Here is a 17,441-nt window from a genome sequence, read left to right as displayed (position 1 = left end):
CTAATATTATTTCTAAAATATAAAAAAAGCGATTGATGTTTTAGGGAACATTCAATCGCTTTCATAGTTTAACAAAAATAAATAACCCCAATAATAATTATACAATTTAAAAAATAAAACTAATTAACACTACAAAGTTACTGTAGTTTTATACACCTCACAATACCCATTTATGGGGTTTTTTTCTCTTCACTGAAAACCGTGAATTATCTCACGGTTTTCAGTGAGATTTCATATTTACTCTTTGAATAAAACAACTATTTTAGTATTAAAGTTTTAAGCATAAAAAAAGCGATTAAAGTTTTATAAGAACTTTCAATCGCTTTTGTATTTACTACCTATTTGTTAATTTTTTTTCTTCACATTGTTCAGCTAGTAAACTTCCTACAAACTAATCGTTTATATATTTAATTCCCAATTAAGTGAATTTCTGTAAATTCTTTGTTAGTGAGTATAGATTGTGTTTTACCTACATTAATAGTGTCTAAAGAAATTTCTACATTATCTATTTGAATAGAAGTAATTGTAAAAGGTAAATTGTGTAAAACAATATTGAATTTAGAATATCCAGCGTCAAAATCTCCTCTTTTATGTTGCTGTAAAATAAATTCTTTCTTTTTACCTGTTACTTTAAAAGTACGTAAACTAAATCTACCCTTTTTATAATCATAGCCATCATGAGCATCATCATATAACTTTGAAGCTTCTTTACCTTCTTTATAATAAACATCTAATGTAATTTCATCAAAATCCTTTTCTCCAACATATTGCTGTACAGGATATTTAGGGATTACAGCACCTTCTTTAATAAATATAGGAAGACTATCTATATCTGCGTCTACCCAAATTTCTTTTCCACCTTCCACAAGTTCATCAGTCCAGAAATTATACCATTTACCTCTTGGAATGTACATTCTTCTTCCTTTTGCATTAGGTTCAGTTATTGGACAAACCAATATTTGCTCTCCATATACAAATTCATCACTTCTGTAATGTGTTGCAGTATCTTGTTGATCATATAAAACCAACGATTTTAAGATGGGTGTTCCGTCAGTTATATAATTCCAAAAAGCAGTATATAAGTAGGGTAATAATTGATATCTAAGTTCAACAAATTTTCTTACAATATCTGTAATCTCTTCGCCAAAAACCCAAGGTTCTTGAGCTCCATGATCTCCAGAAGAGTGTACTCTACAAAATGCATGGAAAACTCCTAATTGAATCCAACGAGCAAATAATTCTCCTTGTGGTTGCTCCGCAAAACCACCAATATCAGATCCTGCAAAAGAAAAACCAGACATAGACATTCTTTGAGCTTGGTTGTTTGCAATTGCTAAATGTTCCCAAGTTGCAACGTTATCTCCCATCCAAGTAGAGGTATAACGCTGTGCACCAGAATAGGCAGATCTTGTAATTACAAAAGGTCTTTTTGGATAGGCATATTTCTTTAAACCATGATACGTTGCACGTGCCATTTGAGTACCATAAATATTGTGTGCTTTTCTGTGTGAACAAGGGTTTCCATCATAATCATGACGAACATCATCTGGGAAAGATTTGTTAGGAACGTCCATTACTGCTGGCTCATTCATATCATTCCAAACACCTTTTACACCAATATCTTCAATTAATTCTTTAAACAAACCAGACCACCATTCTCTAACTTCTGGTTTTGTATAATCTGGAAAATAACATTCCCCAGGCCAAACTTTTCCTTTCATATAAGGGCCATCTGCACGTTTACAGAAGTAATCTTTATCTAATCCTTCTTTAAAAACATCGTATTCCAAATCAATTTTAATTCCTGGGTCTATAATTACAACGGTTTTAAAACCGTCATCTTCTAGTTCTTTTACCATTCTTTTTGGGTCTGGAAAATGTTTTTTATCCCAAGTAAAACAACGAAAACCATCCATGTAATCAATATCTAAATAGATAGCATCACAAGGTATTTTTAAGTCTCTAAATGTCTTGGTTACTTCTTTTACATTTGCTTCTGGGTAATAAGACCATTTACATTGATGAAATCCTAAAGCCCATAATGGAGGCAATGCATGAGGTTTACCTGTTAAATCTGTATAATTTTTAACAACATCTTCCATTTGTGGACCGTAAATGAAATAATAATTCATTTCTCCTCCTTGTGCCCAAAAACTAGTTACATTCCTTCTTTCATGTGCAAAATCGAAATGAGTTTTAAAGGTATTGTCAAAGAAAACACCATATGATTTATTATCTTGTATGGCTGTGTAAAAAGGAATTGCCTTATAAATAGGATCTGTGTTTTTTCCAAAAGCATAAGAATCTGTTGCCCAGTTTTCAAAACGTTTTCCTTTTAAATTTACGTCTACAGGTTTATCTCCCAAACCATAAAAACTTTCAGATTTCTGACAAGCTTTGCTCATTTTTACAACGTCCCCACCATACTCATAACTCTCTTCCCAGTGAAATCCAATTTCGTCTTGGTTTATCAGTTTTAAATCTAGAGCATCATATAAACTTACTTGTAAACTAAGTTTTTCTATGTTACAAATTAATTTAGAAGTCTTTACTATGTAATGTCTATCATCTTCTGAAACTTCTAAAAACTCATATCCTCTACTAGCATGAATTGTAACACCGTAAGAAAAATCATTCTCAAATTTACCTGTTGTACTGTATCTAAATCTAATAACACTATCTCTTACAACTGTAAGTTGTAAAACAACATGGTTTTTTGTAGTAAAATATAAAGTATCTACATCTTTTTTGTAGTTTACTATTTCTGATGGAAATAAATTTCCTTTTTGTTCTAACTCGGTATTAACAATCATTGTTTTGGTTGTTTATTTAACTTGCAAAATTCGTATATTATAATAAAACTCTTCAGTTTTAGTTTTGTTTTCTACTATAACGTTTTAGTGCGTTTTAATGCAGAAATATTCCTTATTTCTTTAAAAGTTAGACACATAAAAAATCTTTCAATAATGATTAAAAGATTTTTTATATGTCTAAAAATAAAATGTTTTTTTATGAATATTTATAAAAAAAGGACATTTTTTTATTGATAATGTAATAGCAAAGAAGTGCCTTTTTTAAATTATTTATATTTAATGGCAACCATACCCAATGGTGGCAAATTTAGTTCGATAGAATTTTTTCTACCATTCCATTCTTTTAGGTTAGCTATTAGGTTTTTATTTTTATAATTATCGGTTCCGTTATATTTTTTAGCGTCACTGTTAAAAACTTCTTTTAAAGTTCCTGCTTTAGGTATTCCTATTCTATATTTTTCTCTTGGAATTGGTGTAAGATTTAAAATGATAATAACATTATCTTTTTCATTGTTACCTTTTCTAATATAAGACATTACTGAGTTCTCATGATCTCCATGATCTATCCATTCAAAGCCTTCTGGAGAAAATTGTTTTTGATGTAAGGCAGGTTCTTTCTTATATAATTTATTTAAATCTTTTACTAAGCTTTGTGCTCCTTTATGTACATCATACTCTAATAAATGCCAATCTAAACTACCATCAAAATCCCACTCACTTGTCTGGCCAAATTCACCACCTTGAAACAATAATTTTGCTCCTGGATGTGTATACATAAAGCTATATAGTAAACGTAAATTTCCGAATTTTTGCCATTCATCACCAGGCATTTTATTTACAATAGACTTTTTACCATACACAACTTCATCATGAGAAAGTGGTAGCATAAAGTTTTCTGTAAATGCATAATTTAAACTAAAGGTTAAATCATTTTGATGATGTTTTCTGTAAACAGTTTCTTTAGAGAAATAATCTAAAGTATCATGCATCCAACCCATCATCCATTTCATTCCAAAACCTAACCCACCATCGTAAATAGGTCTAGATACTTGAGGGAAAGAAGTAGACTCTTCTGCAATTGTTTGCACATCTGGAAATGCTTCATAAACAGCGGCATTCATTTCCTTTATAAAATTAATAGCATCTAAATTTTCTCTTCCTCCAAATTCATTGGGTTCCCATTCACCTTCTTCTCTAGAATAATCTAAGAAAAGCATTGAAGCAACTGCATCAACTCTAAGACCATCTGCATGATATTGGTCTAACCAAAAAATGGCATTACTAATAAGAAAAGCTTTTATTTCATTTCTTCCGTAGTTAAAGATTAAACTTTTCCAATCTTGATGGTATCCTTTTCTTCTGTCTGGATGTTCATATAAATGAGATCCATCAAAGTAGCCTAAACCATGATCGTCTGAAGGAAAATGTGAAGGAACCCAGTCTAGTAATACTCCAATTCCATTTTCGTGAAATTTATCTACTAAAAATTTAAACTCATCTGGATACCCAAATCTTGAAGTAGGAGCAAAGTACCCTGTTAATTGATATCCCCAACTTGGATCGTAAGGAAACTCCATAATTGGCATAAATTCTACATGTGTAAAATTCATTTCTTTTACATAATTTACAAGTTCTTCTGCAAGTTCCGTATAACTCAAAAACCTATTTTCCTCTACTTTCTTTTTCCAAGAACCTAAGTGAACTTCATAAACAGAATAAGGCGCATCTAAAGCGTTATTTTTCTTTCTGTTTTTCATCCATTTTTTATCTTTCCAAGCATATTCATCTTCCCAAACTACAGAGGCAGTTTTTGGAGGATGTTCACATCTTCGGGCAAAAGGATCTGCCTTTTCAGTTGTAATGTTACTGTGAGAACTTTGGACTTTATATTTATAAACACTTCCTTTTCCAATATTTGGAATAAAACCTTCCCAAATTCCACTTCCATCCCAACGTACGTTTAAATGATGCTCTGTATCTAACCAGAAATTAAAATCTCCAATTACAGCAACAGATTTTGCACTTGGTGCCCAAACTGCAAAATAGGTTCCTTTTACACCATCTACAGTTGTAATATGTGAGCCAAATTTTTCGTATAAACGATAATGTTTTCCTGCTTTAAAAAGATTGATATCAAATTCTGTAAAAAGACTGTGTACTTTTGTCTGTGCCATAGTTTTATGAGTTCAAAATGTTAGCAATACCTTTTAATGGAATTATAGTCCATTTTGGTCTTGAATTGAGTTCGTAACCTAACTCGTAAATTGCTTTTTCTAACAAGCAATATTTTAATAAAAATATTCTTTCGTTTCTGTAACCAATATGTAGGTTGGCTTCTTTTGTTGTTGCTACATAGGTTTCCATAAAAATAGAAATCATGTATTTGTATAATAATTCACCATATTCAAAAAGTGCTGTTTGCTCTTTTTTATATTCATCTTGATGATTAAATAGGGTTGAATAAATTGCGTAATGAAAAGATCTAAACAAACCAGCAACATCTTTTAATGGTGGTTGTTTTACTTTTCGATCTCTGATTGTACTTTCTGGTTCTCCTTCAAAATCTAGAATGCAAAAATCATCATCTTGTACTAAAATTTGTCCTAAATGATAATCTCCATGAATTCTAATTCTTTCACCTTTTAACTTCGTCCAATCAAAATTTACTAACCGTTTTCTAATTTCGTTTTTCTTTTCTAAAAATTCTTTAGCAAGTTTTAAAGAATACCCTTCTAATTTATGTAAATTATTTTCTGTAAGATTTAATCTGTTTTGAAATTGATACGTTAATCTGTTCTTTAACCAAACAGTATAATCTCCATTAAAACGAGTAGGAGTAAAGGCTGTTTCTTCAAACTCAGAACCTAAAGCAATGTGCATTTCGGCTGTTCTTTGCGCTAATAATTTTACTTTGTTCAGTAAATTAAGTCCTATCCAATCTATAATTTGTGGAGCAACTTCAGTTATTTTAACTCTCTCAAACATTTCTACATCAGGTAAATCTTTTAAAGAAATATTTTTGGTATCTATATTTTTATAGATTTCATTAATTTCTTTCAAAAAGTATTCCCAAGCATCACCATTATTAGGTACTAATTTTTGCATTAAACCAATAGTGATATTTATATTTTCAGAATCAATTATATTCATACTTCCTAAATAAGGAGGCGTATTTTGAAAATCTTTTTTATGTGATAAAAAACGACTCATCTCATAATCCGGATTTTTATCAGCATAAATTCTTCTGAAAAATTTTAAGATAAATGCACCATTATATATAATTGATGTATTGCTTTGTTCAACACCCATTAATTTTGAAGATTCATAGGGAGGGAAATTAAAACCTTCTGATTTGTGATATTGAACAGGAGTTTTATCTATGGGTAAAGCAGAGCTAATTCTTTCATAAACTACTTTTCTGAAAGCGTCTAAATGCATTGCATCTATGATATACCCCGCTTTGTCCTTTAGTTTTAATGGTAGAATTCTGCCATCTTTAGTGTGTTCTTCATCAGAAACAAATGCAATGGGTAGAAAGTAATGATGGTAAAATGCTTCAACAAAATTGACTTCTAAAATTAGACCAAAATAAACTTCTCCTCCTTGCTGAATTTTAAAATATTCGCTTAATTCAATATACTTTATTGTACTCGATTTACCGGCATACCATCGTTGTCTCTGAATGTATTCTTGTAAAACATCAGCTAAGAAAACGTTTATAAAATCTTTGTCTTCAATCAATTCTTCCCATTTATTTTTTGAGGAAAATAGAGAAGTACTAGAATTTATATTCGCTTTTTCTTTCATTACTTAGCGATTTTGAAAATATGAAATGGAAGTGTTGCATGTAATTCTACATAATTCCATTCATTATACCAATTGTAGCAATTTCTTGTTACCAAATCTTCTACCTCTATTTTTTGACCCTGATTTACTTTTAAATCATGAAGCGGTAATTGAACAGAACCAGATTGTGTATTATAAGCATCTAAACTTATAATGGTTATTGTTTCGTTAGAGCGATCATCATTCCATTTATAGAATGCAATTAATTGATCATTACCCGTTTCTAAAAATTGAATATTATTTGTTTGTTGATAAGATTCGTTTTCTTTTCTAATATTATTAATCCTACTAATTAATGTGATTAATTTATTTTCTTTAAACCAATCATAATGACAAAGTTGAAATTTTTCAGACATATGGTACTCTTCCTTTCCAGGAATAGGGTCACTAATCATTTGCTCAAAAACAGGTCCATAAATACCAACATTAGAAGATAGAGTTGCTGCCAAAGCGTAACGCTGTAAGTACTTGCTTTCTGGTGCTCCTTGTAAGTGAAACGGATTAATATCTGGGGTATTTGGCCAGAAATTAGGTTTCATATATTCTTTTTGTTCTGTTTTAGTTAATTCGTTCATGTACTCAATCAACTCTTGCTTAGAATCTCTCCAAGTAAAATAAGTATATGATTGCGTAAAACCTTGTTTTGCTAATTGTTGCATAACTTTAGGTCTTGTAAATGCTTCTGCTAAAAATAGCACATCTGGGTGTTGTTTTTTTACTTCAGCAATAATCCATCCCCAAAAATAGTAAGGTTTTGTATGTGGGTTATCAACTCTAAAAATAGTAACGCCACAATCTATCCAATACAATAAAGTATCTAAACACTCTTTCCAAAGGTTTTTAAAATCTTTACTTTCCCAATAAATTGGAAGAATATCTTGGTATTTTTTTGGTGGATTTTCTGCATATTGCACGGTTCCGTCTGGTCTCCATTTAAACCAATCTGGATGTGCTTTAACCCAAGGGTGATCTGGTGCAGCCTGCAAAGCATAATCCATTGCAACTTCAATACCTACTTCTTTTGCTTTTGCAACTAAGTTTTTAAAATCTTCAATAGAACCTAATTCAGGGTGTACATCTTTATGACCACCTTCTTTAGAACCAATTCCCCAAGTAGAACCCACATCGCCATCTTGTGCAACAGTAGTGTTGTTTTTTCCTTTTCTATTTACTTCACCAATAGGGTGAACAGGAGGGAAGTATAAAGTATCAAATCCCATTTGTGCAACTCTAGGCAATAATCTATGGCAGTCATTAAAGGTACCATGTTTGCCTTCTTGTTCAGATGCAGAACGTGGGAAAAATTCATACCAAGTGCTAAATCTTGCTTTTATTCTATCTACATATACTTTAAATTCCGGAGAAGTTTCAGTTAGAAATTTCTGAGGGTATTTTATAAAAATAGCAGTTAACTTTTCAGATACAGCTTCTTTAATAGCTTCTGAATAATCGTCTGCATTTTTAAAAATAGCGATTAAGTGTACTAAATATTCTTTTTCTTCTGAAGCTACTTTTTCAGTAATCGAAGAAATCAATTCTGCTCCTTCTAAAAGTTCTGAGTTTACATGTTGATAATCATCAATCTTACGTTCTAAACCATGTTGCCAGTTTAAAACATAATCTACCCATCCTTCAATTTTATAAGAATAAAATCCCTGCTTTTCGGTATGAAAACTGGCAATATATTCATCATTAGAAGTCGGTTGCATTCTAATTTCTGACCATGTTTTATCTGCTTCATGTTTAAATAATAAACTAGCCTGAAGCACATCATGTCCGTCAACTAAAACAGCTGCAGTTACATTTACAATTTCATCAACAACACGTTTTATAAATACGGTTCCTTGATTAATTTGTGGAGCAATATTTTCTACTACAATTCTACTTTGATTTTGCATTAATTTAGTTAATTTTAAATAATAAAAAAGTAAAAATTATTTTATCCTATATTAGTTCCTCTAGCAATTGTTGCATCTTTCTTAATAACTACAATTCCGTCTTTTACCATATAGGTGTCTGTTTCTGTATCTTCTATATGTGTACCTCCGTTAATTCTTACATCATCTCCAATTCTACAGTTTTTATCTATGATACAATTATGGATGTAACATCTGTCACCAATTCCCATCATAATGTCTATGTTATTACTAGCAACATCTTCTAAAGATTCGTAATAATCATTACCCATCATATAGGTATTAGAAATTAATGAGTTTTTACCAATTCTAGAACGAATTCCAATAACCGCTCTGTCTATTTTTTCTGCCTGAATTATACAACCATCACCAATAACTGTTTTGTTTAAAATGGTTCCAGAAATTTTAGATGTTGGTAATATTCTTGGTCTTGTATAGACTCCTTTCTCATCATATAAATTAAATTGAGGAACATCATCTGTTAAACCTAAATTTGCTTCAAAGAAAGAATCTATATTACCAATATCTTCCCAATAACCTTCATATTGATAACTTAATGTTTTATGTTTATTAATAGCTTGTGGAATAATTTCTCCCCCAAAATCATTGGTATCTGGGTTTTCCATTAACTTAATTAATAAATCTCTATTAAAGATGTAAATTCCCATAGAAGCCAAGTAATTTCTGTCTTGAGATTTCATTTCATCACCAACATCAGAAGTCCAATCTGGTAATAATTCTGTTGCTGGTTTTTCTATAAAAGAAGTAATTACATTTTCGGTATTTGTTTTTAATAAACCAAAAGAGGTAGCATCTTTTGCGTTAACAGGATAGGTAGCTACTGATATCTCTGCGCCACTTTCTTCGTGTTTCTGAATCATATCATTAAAATCCATTTGATATAATTGATCACCAGAAAGAATTAAAGCATATTCAAAATCATTGGCTAAAAAGTGATGCATACTTTGCCTAACAGCGTCTGCAGTTCCTTGAAACCATTTGTCACTATATATTGTTTGTTCTGCAGCTAATACATCTACAAAAGCAGAACTAAAAAAACTAAAATGATACGTATTTTTAATATGTGCATTTAAAGAAGCAGAATTAAACTGAGTTAATACATACATTCTTTTAATATCAGAATTAATACAATTAGAAATTGGAATATCTACTAACCTATATTTACCTGCAATAGGTACAGCGGGTTTAGATCTATCTTTTGTTAATGGATATAACCTTGAACCCTGGCCTCCTCCTAAAATAATTCCTAATACTTTATCATTTATCATCGCTTAGTTTTTTAATGTTTTGTACAATTCTTCTACTTGTTTCGCAATTGAAATCCAATCAAAATATTCTTCAACTCTTTTTCTGCCTTTTTGAGCCATCGATTTTCTTAATGCTGGATTATTTATTACTTTATTTATTCCATCTGCTAAATCTTTCGAAAACGTATCTGGATCTATAGGTTCAAAAGGAGCAGAATCTTGTTGTTCTACAGGAATTAAAAGCCCTGTTTCTCCATGAACCACAACTTCTTTAATTCCTCCAACGGCACTTGCAACAACAGCTGTGTCACAAGCCATTGCTTCAATATTTATAATACCAAAAGGTTCATATATTGATGGGCAACAAAAAACATCAGCATGTGAGTATAACTGAATGACTTCTTCTTTTGTTACCATTTTGTCAATCCAGATTACGTTTTTACGAGTCTTTTTAACTTCGTTAACAGCAGCTTCCATTTCTGCACCTATTTCTGGAGTATCAGGTGCACCAGCACAAAGAACTATTTGAGTATCTGGGGCTATATATTTTATTGCATTTACCAAATGAATAATTCCTTTTTGTCTTGTTATTCTTCCTACAAAAAGTACATAAGGTTTGCTTTTATCTATTCCATATTCATCTAAGGTAGAAGTTTCTGGTGTGGTGATATATTGTTGTAAGTTAATACCATTATAAATAACCTTAATTTTATTCTCATCAACATCAAAATGTTTTAAAACATCTTCTTTAGTCTCTTCAGAAACAGCAATCAAAGCATCAGCCATTTCGATAGCCGTTTTTTCTATCCAAGAAGAAGCGTCATAACCGCGCCCTAATTGTTCTCTTTTCCAAGGTCTTAAAGGTTCTAAAGAATGGGTAGTGATAACGAGCGGAATTCCATAGCAAAGCTTTGCCATAATGCCTGCAAAATGGGAATACCAGGTATGACAGTGAACAACGTCTGCATCAATAGGATCAGCATTCATGTGAAGTCCGGTACTTAAAGTCTTAAAGATTGCTTTAAGTTTGTCATCTGAATTGTCAAAAATTGGATTTTCATATGGAAAACCTTTTACTGATGGGTTACTGTTAGAATCGTTTTGATCTCCAAAACATCTAACATCAACTTTCATAAGTTTGGCTAATTCTGCTGCAAGGTATTCTACATGAACACCAGCACCACCATATACATAAGGAGGAAATTCTCTAGTATAAAAAAGGGCTTTCATAAAATTTTAGTAATTTTTTTTTAGTTGTTTAATGAATCATTAAGGTATGAAAATACTATTTAATGAACTAAAAAAATAAAACCATTTACTGGTGAACTAAAATTATTATGAAACTGATAATAATAATAATATATCTCTTGTTTTTTCTATAAAATTATCATTAGATTTTAAAATATACGCCTAATATCTTAATCTTTTTTCGAGTTTAAATTAATTACTTCTTTGTTTATTAATCAGATCTTGTAGTTGCCTTCTCAGTTTTTGCTCTCTTTCTATAGCTTTTTTTCTATGTTGATCAAATTCTTGTTCAGTATCTAGTAAGTTATTTTGAGCAGTTCTTGTTATTATACTGCTTTTTGAAAATTTATATATAAAATAGAGTAAACCTGAAATTAGTGCTGCTATTAAAAGCCATAAAATAATATTGTATGTGCCCTTTTTTATTTGCATTCCAAATAAGGAAATAGTGTTCTCTTTTTTTGTAGAAGCATCTAAATTTTGCTGTGTTATTTCAAGCTTTGTTTTTATGATTTCATTTTTTTCTCTTTCAGATTTTAATAACCTTTCTCTTTCTAAAATAAGTTTTTTAGAAGCATTCAAAGAATCGATAACATTCAATTTCAATCTTTGAAAGAGATCTTTACTAATTACCTTATATTTTTGGTAACTTGTAGAAATTCTGTATATTTTATCAAACTGACTTTCTAATGAATTGGTTTCATTAGAAACTTCTTGTGAAAAAGAATTAATTGATGATAAAAGAATAGCTAAAGTTAAGATGCGTAATTTCATTTTTTTTTGATGTTTATAGACATTATGTAAATGTATAAAAAAAACCCAAACGAAAAGTTTGGGTTTTTTATTATAAGCAAGAATTATTGGTTTATTTTATTTTTTCTACAACTGCCTTAAAAGCGTCTGGGCTGTTTACAGCTAAATCAGCTAAAACCTTACGGTTTAATTCGATATTATTAGCTTTCACTTTTCCCATAAACTGAGAGTAAGACATTCCGTGTAAACGAGCTGCAGCGTTAATACGTACAATCCATAATGAACGAAAGTTTCTCTTATTGTTTTTACGGTCACGGTATGCATAAAGCATTCCTTTTTCAACCGCATTTTTAGCTACTGTGTAAACGTTTTTTCTACGTCCAAAGTAACCTTTTGCTGCCTTCAAGATTTTTTTTCTTCTTTTTCTTGAGGCTACTGAATTTACTGATCTTGGCATAATTTCAATGTTTTTTGTAGTAGGCGATTAATTTAATAATTCTTTTATGTTGCCTAACTCCATGGTTAATGATTAAATTCCCTAATTAACTAATTATATAGCTAATTGTTGTTTGATGTTTGAAACATCTGACTTATGTACTAAAGTAGCATGAGTCAATTTTAGCTTACGTTTTTTAGATTTCTTTGTTAAAATGTGACTTTTAAACGCGTGCTTTCTTTTAATTTTTCCAGTACCAGTAACTTTAAATCGTTTTTTGGCGCTAGATTTGGTTTTCATTTTAGGCATCTCTCCTTCGTTTTTATCTTGCTTATAAGATTGTTAATACTGAATTTACTTCAGTGCTATTTTACTTTTTTGGGAGCGATAAACATAATCATACGTTTACCTTCTAATCTTGGTAATTGCTCCACTTTACCGTATTCTTCTAGTTCTTGAGCTAATTTCAATAATAAGATTTGTCCTTGCTCTTTAAAGATAATAGAACGCCCTTTAAAGAAAACAAATGCTTTTAATTTAGCACCATCTTGTAAAAATTTTACAGCATGTTTTTTCTTAAACTCATAGTCATGTTCATCTGTTTGTGGTCCAAAACGAATCTCTTTAATCGTCACTTTTGTAGCTTTAGATTTTAAAGATTTTTCGCGTTTCTTCTGCTCATACAAGAATTTCTTGTAATCAATTATTTTACAAACAGGTGGTTTTGCTTTTGGTGATATTTCAACCAAATCCAACTCCTGCTCAGCCGCTAATTCTTTAGCTTTCTCTAAAGGATAAACACCTACTTCTATATTTTCGCCCACAAGACGAACTTCGTCAACATATTTTATTTTCTCATTAATTCTATGTTGATCTTCTTTGATTACTCTTAACGGCCTTCTTGACCTGCTTCTTCTAATTGCTATGGCGTATAAATTTTAAATTTAACAATAGTTGTGTTACCAACCCTTATTTTATAATTATTGATGAAATGTAAAGCTAATTAAAATTTCATCAAAGTTCTATCTTCTTCTGTTTTAATTAAAGAAATAAATTCTTCAATAGTAAATGTTCCTAGATCTCCCTCTCCATGTTTTCTTACAGAAACTGTGCCATCTTGCTCTTCTTTCTCTCCAATAATCACCATATATGGGATTTTGCTCACTTCTGCATCTCTAATCTTTCTCCCCGTTTTCTCATTTCGGTCATCTACGAGAGCGCGAATTTCGGAATTTTCTAACGATTCTAAAACTTTTTCTGAATATTTTTGAAATTTCTCGCTGATTGGCAATAAGATAACTTGATCTGGAGTTAACCAAAGTGGGAAGTTTCCTCCTGTATGTTCCAGTAATACCGCAATAAAACGCTCCATAGAACCAAATGGCGCTCTGTGAATCATCACAGGTCTGTGCAATTGATTATCGGCTCCTTTATAGGTTAAATCGAAACGTTTTGGTAGATTATAGTCAACTTGTATCGTTCCAAGTTGCCAACTTCTGCCTATTGCGTCTTTAACCATGAAGTCTAACTTAGGTCCGTAAAATGCTGCTTCACCTTCTTCAATTACAAAATCTAAACCTTTGTCAGTTGCTGCACTTATAATTGCATTTTCTGCAATTTCCCAAGTTTCAACATCTCCTATGTATTTATCTGGGGTGCTTTTATCTCTAATAGAAACTTGAGCAGTAAAATCTTCAAAACCTAAAGAACCAAATACATAAAGCACTAAGTCTATTACGTCTTTAAATTCTTGATCTAATTGTTCTGGTGTGCAAAAAATATGTGCATCATCTTGTGTAAAACCTCTTACACGCGTTAAACCATGTAGTTCTCCACTTTGTTCATATCTATATACGGTACCAAATTCGGCAAAACGTTTTGGTAAATCTTTATATGAATAAGGTTTAAAATTGTATACTTCACAGTGATGTGGGCAATTCATTGGCTTTAATAAAAACTCTTCATCCATTTTAGGAGTTTTTATTGACTGAAAACTGTCTGCGCCGTATTTTTCATAATGCCCAGAAGTAACATACAATTCTTTCTGACCAATATGTGGTGTCATCACCATTTCGTAACCAGCTTTCTTTTGTGCTTTCTTTAAAAAATCTTCTAAACGACCTCTTAAAGCAGCTCCCTTAGGTAACCATAAAGGTAAACCAGCACCTACTTTTTGTGAAAAAGTAAACAATTCTAATTCTTTACCAAGTTTTCTGTGATCCCTTTTCTTAGCTTCTTCTAATAATGCTAAATATTCAGTTAGCAACTTTTGCTTCGGAAAACTAATTCCGTAAACACGCGTTAACTGATTGTTCTTTTCATCACCGCGCCAATAAGCACCAGCAACACTCATTATTTTAATCGCTTTTATGATTCCTGTGTTAGGTACATGTCCTCCTCTACATAAATCAGTAAAGTTACTATGATCACAAAAAGTAATTTCACCATCAGTTAAGTTTTCAATCAACTCAACTTTATAAGGGTTATTTTCTTCTTTATATTTTAACAATGCATCTGCTTTAGAAACTGAGCGCAAAGAGAATTCATGTTTTCCACGAGCAATCTCTAAAAATTTAGTTTCTATTTGTTTAAAATCTTTATCAGAAATAACTTCATTACCTAAATCTATATCGTAATAAAAACCATTATCAATAGCAGGTCCAATAGTTAATTTAGCATTCGGGTGAAAACTTAAAATTGCTTCCGCTAAAACGTGAGCAGAAGAATGCCAGAAAGCTTTTTTACCACCATCATCATTAAACGTGTATAAAATTAATGAACCATCGGTGGTTAAGGGAGTAGTAGTTTCAACTGTTATGTCGTTAAAGTTTGCAGATAGTACGTTTCTAGCAAATCCTTCACTAATGCTTTTTGCAACATCCATCGGAGTACTGTTTACAGCAAACTCCTTAATAGTTCCGTCGGGTAAAGTAATTTTAATCATTTAATGTATCCTGTTTAAGAATGCAAAGATATTAGAAAACAATTTTTCACACAATATATATATGTACTTATTATAGTAGAGTTTTTTTTGTTTGAGTGTTCCGTTTTTTATTAAGGTTTAGTTTGTCAATAAAATAGTTATAAAAAAGGTCAGGTTTCCACTGTATCTTTTATTTATACTTCATAAAAGGATGTCGTTTCAATCCTTAACACGGATTTGAATATTAGAGGAGTTACTATTTTGTCATTTTCTATAGCTGCTTTTAAAGAGCATTAGTCTCTTATTTCGGTTATGTTCAAAATATAAACAAAAAAGTCATTTTTATTTAGTGTTATAACGGACGTATTTACAGCGTCTTAAAAGAGGTGTTAAAAGTATTTCAGAAATAAGTTTAGAAAAGCGTTGTGGGATTAAAAAGGTGTAGTATATTTGCACCCGCTAACAGGATATGTAGTTAGTAAAGTTCATTGATTTGTTGGTTTTTTTAGTGTTATCAATTCGTAAAGAGAGGCTTATTATTTAGAGAAAGTTATTTAATTTTTCTTCAAAAATAACTTCATTTTTATTAGGTTGATGAGTTAAACAAGTGGTATCTTTGCAGTCCGAAAATTCGGCAAGAAAAGTTCATTGTTTAGTAGGTTTAGAAATAAGTAAAAAAATAATTTATTTTTTTATTGTGAGATTAGAAATAGTTTATATATTTGCAGCCGCTAAGAAATACAGCAAAAAAGTTCAGAGAGATTTTGGAATGATTACAACAAATTAAAGCGATTTAATTTTAAGGAGTCAGATAGTTCAATTCTATCATTTCTACAAGTTAAGGTTTACAACAAGTGTTTAATTACATTAGTTTAATATCTTAAAAGTTCATTGAAAATATTGAAATTGACAGCGTAAACAAAGAGTAGAATAACCATAACTTTTAATTAAGTTAAATTCTTTTGAAACTTATTCATTCATATTATAAAAATATACAATGAAGAGTTTGATCCTGGCTCAGGATGAACGCTAGCGGCAGGCTTAACACATGCAAGTCGAGGGGTAACAGGGAGCTTGCTCCGCTGACGACCGGCGCACGGGTGCGTAACGCGTATAGAACCTACCTTTTACAGAGGGATAGCCTTTAGAAATGAAGATTAATACCTTATAGTATTGAGACTTGGCATCAAGTTTTAATTAAAGATTTATCGGTAAAAGATGGCTATGCGTCCTATTAGCTGGATGGTAAGGTAACGGCTTACCATGGCAACGATAGGTAGGGGTCCTGAGAGGGAGATCCCCCACACTGGTACTGAGACACGGACCAGACTCCTACGGGAGGCAGCAGTGAGGAATATTGGGCAATGGAGGCAACTCTGACCCAGCCATGCCGCGTGCAGGAAGACGGCCCTATGGGTTGTAAACTGCTTTTATACAGGAAGAAACACTGGTATGTATACCAGCTTGACGGTACTGTAAGAATAAGGACCGGCTAACTCCGTGCCAGCAGCCGCGGTAATACGGAGGGTCCGAGCGTTATCCGGAATCATTGGGTTTAAAGGGTCCGCAGGCGGTCAATTAAGTCAGAGGTGAAATCCCATAGCTCAACTATGGAACTGCCTTTGATACTGGTTGACTTGAGTCATATGGAAGTAGATAGAATGTGTAGTGTAGCGGTGAAATGCATAGATATTACACAGAATACCGATTGCGAAGGCAGTCTACTACGTATGTACTGACGCTCATGGACGAAAGCGTGGGGAGCGAACAGGATTAGATACCCTGGTAGTCCACGCCGTAAACGATGGATACTAGTTGTTGGGCATTAGCTCAGTGACTAAGCGAAAGTGATAAGTATCCCACCTGGGGAGTACGGTCGCAAGACTGAAACTCAAAGGAATTGACGGGGGCCCGCACAAGCGGTGGAGCATGTGGTTTAATTCGATGATACGCGAGGAACCTTACCAGGGCTTAAATGTAGTCTGACAGCTTTAGAGATAGAGTTTTCTTCGGACAGATTACAAGGTGCTGCATGGTTGTCGTCAGCTCGTGCCGTGAGGTGTCAGGTTAAGTCCTATAACGAGCGCAACCCCTGTCGTTAGTTGCCAGCATGTAAAGATGGGGACTCTAACGAGACTGCCTACGCAAGTAGAGAGGAAGGTGGGGATGACGTCAAATCATCACGGCCCTTACGTCCTGGGCCACACACGTGCTACAATGGTATGGACAATGAGCAGC

At 32.1% G+C, this 17,441-nt stretch carries 11 protein-coding genes and 1 rRNA gene (1 of these 12 cut by a window edge); 1 reads left to right on the top strand and 11 read right to left on the bottom strand.

What is annotated here, in order from left to right:
* Positions 1–407: 407 nt before the first annotated feature.
* From BTO04_RS06750 to thrS, 11 genes are all read right to left on the bottom strand, one after another.
* On the bottom strand, positions 408–2,813 hold the full coding sequence (locus BTO04_RS06750; protein ID WP_087563774.1) for a glycoside hydrolase family 31 protein: 2,406 nt from the start codon (positions 2,811–2,813) through the stop codon (positions 408–410).
* 266 nt (positions 2,814–3,079) lie between these two features.
* On the bottom strand, positions 3,080–4,987 hold the full coding sequence (gene glgB, locus BTO04_RS06745) for a 1,4-alpha-glucan branching protein GlgB (protein ID WP_087563773.1): 1,908 nt from the start codon (positions 4,985–4,987) through the stop codon (positions 3,080–3,082).
* A gap of 4 nt (positions 4,988–4,991) precedes the next feature.
* Positions 4,992–6,620, bottom strand: coding sequence for a trehalose synthase (locus tag BTO04_RS06740; RefSeq protein ID WP_087563772.1), 1,629 nt, complete (start codon positions 6,618–6,620; stop codon positions 4,992–4,994).
* Positions 6,620–8,557 carry an alpha-1,4-glucan--maltose-1-phosphate maltosyltransferase gene (locus BTO04_RS06735; RefSeq protein ID WP_087563771.1) on the bottom strand — a complete coding sequence of 646 codons (1,938 nt, stop codon included), beginning with the start codon at positions 8,555–8,557 and terminating at the stop codon, positions 6,620–6,622. The genes BTO04_RS06740 and BTO04_RS06735 overlap by 1 nt, the downstream gene beginning before the upstream one ends.
* A 41-nt stretch (positions 8,558–8,598) precedes the next feature.
* Complete coding sequence (locus BTO04_RS06730) at positions 8,599–9,864, bottom strand: glucose-1-phosphate adenylyltransferase (RefSeq protein ID WP_087563770.1); 1,266 nt, start codon at positions 9,862–9,864, stop codon at positions 8,599–8,601.
* A 3-nt stretch (positions 9,865–9,867) separates the two neighbouring features.
* Positions 9,868–11,073, bottom strand: a complete 1,206-nt coding sequence (gene glgA / locus BTO04_RS06725; RefSeq protein WP_087563769.1) for a glycogen synthase — start codon at positions 11,071–11,073, stop codon at positions 9,868–9,870.
* 210 nt (positions 11,074–11,283) lie between these two features.
* Positions 11,284–11,865: a hypothetical protein gene (locus tag BTO04_RS06720; RefSeq protein WP_087563768.1), complete on the bottom strand. Its 582-nt coding sequence runs from the start codon at positions 11,863–11,865 to the stop codon at positions 11,284–11,286.
* Positions 11,866–11,956: 91 nt separating this feature from the next.
* Positions 11,957–12,301, bottom strand: coding sequence for a 50S ribosomal protein L20 (gene rplT / locus BTO04_RS06715; RefSeq protein WP_087520785.1), 345 nt, complete (start codon positions 12,299–12,301; stop codon positions 11,957–11,959).
* Positions 12,302–12,394: 93 nt separating this feature from the next.
* Positions 12,395–12,589, bottom strand: coding sequence for a 50S ribosomal protein L35 (gene rpmI, locus BTO04_RS06710; RefSeq protein WP_087563767.1), 195 nt, complete (start codon positions 12,587–12,589; stop codon positions 12,395–12,397).
* A 56-nt stretch (positions 12,590–12,645) separates the two neighbouring features.
* Positions 12,646–13,164 carry a translation initiation factor IF-3 gene (gene infC / locus BTO04_RS06705; protein ID WP_087563766.1) on the bottom strand — a complete coding sequence of 173 codons (519 nt, stop codon included), beginning with the start codon at positions 13,162–13,164 and terminating at the stop codon, positions 12,646–12,648.
* 119 nt (positions 13,165–13,283) lie between these two features.
* Positions 13,284–15,224, bottom strand: coding sequence for a threonine--tRNA ligase (gene thrS, locus BTO04_RS06700; RefSeq protein WP_087563765.1), 1,941 nt, complete (start codon positions 15,222–15,224; stop codon positions 13,284–13,286).
* A 973-nt stretch (positions 15,225–16,197) separates the two neighbouring features.
* On the opposite strand from thrS, the gene BTO04_RS06690 reads away from it, so the two are divergent.
* Positions 16,198–17,441, top strand: a 16S ribosomal RNA gene (locus BTO04_RS06690); it runs 274 nt beyond the window's last position.

The organism is Polaribacter sp. SA4-10, from assembly GCF_002163835.1.
Taxonomy (GTDB): domain Bacteria; phylum Bacteroidota; class Bacteroidia; order Flavobacteriales; family Flavobacteriaceae; genus Polaribacter.
This window is presented reverse-complemented; position numbering and strand designations above follow the sequence as displayed.

Coding starts and splice junctions, on each gene's coding strand:
- BTO04_RS06750 (WP_087563774.1), bottom strand. CDS start 2,813: ATGATTGTTAATACCGAGTTAGAACAAAAAGGAAATTTATTTCCATCA.
- BTO04_RS06740 (WP_087563772.1), bottom strand. CDS start 6,620: ATGAAAGAAAAAGCGAATATAAATTCTAGTACTTCTCTATTTTCCTCA.
- BTO04_RS06720 (WP_087563768.1), bottom strand. CDS start 11,865: ATGAAATTACGCATCTTAACTTTAGCTATTCTTTTATCATCAATTAAT.
- rplT (WP_087520785.1), bottom strand. CDS start 12,301: ATGCCAAGATCAGTAAATTCAGTAGCCTCAAGAAAAAGAAGAAAAAAA.
- glgB (WP_087563773.1), bottom strand. CDS start 4,987: ATGGCACAGACAAAAGTACACAGTCTTTTTACAGAATTTGATATCAAT.
- BTO04_RS06730 (WP_087563770.1), bottom strand. CDS start 9,864: ATGATAAATGATAAAGTATTAGGAATTATTTTAGGAGGAGGCCAGGGT.
- BTO04_RS06735 (WP_087563771.1), bottom strand. CDS start 8,557: ATGCAAAATCAAAGTAGAATTGTAGTAGAAAATATTGCTCCACAAATT.
- thrS (WP_087563765.1), bottom strand. CDS start 15,224: ATGATTAAAATTACTTTACCCGACGGAACTATTAAGGAGTTTGCTGTA.
- glgA (WP_087563769.1), bottom strand. CDS start 11,073: ATGAAAGCCCTTTTTTATACTAGAGAATTTCCTCCTTATGTATATGGT.
- rpmI (WP_087563767.1), bottom strand. CDS start 12,589: ATGCCTAAAATGAAAACCAAATCTAGCGCCAAAAAACGATTTAAAGTT.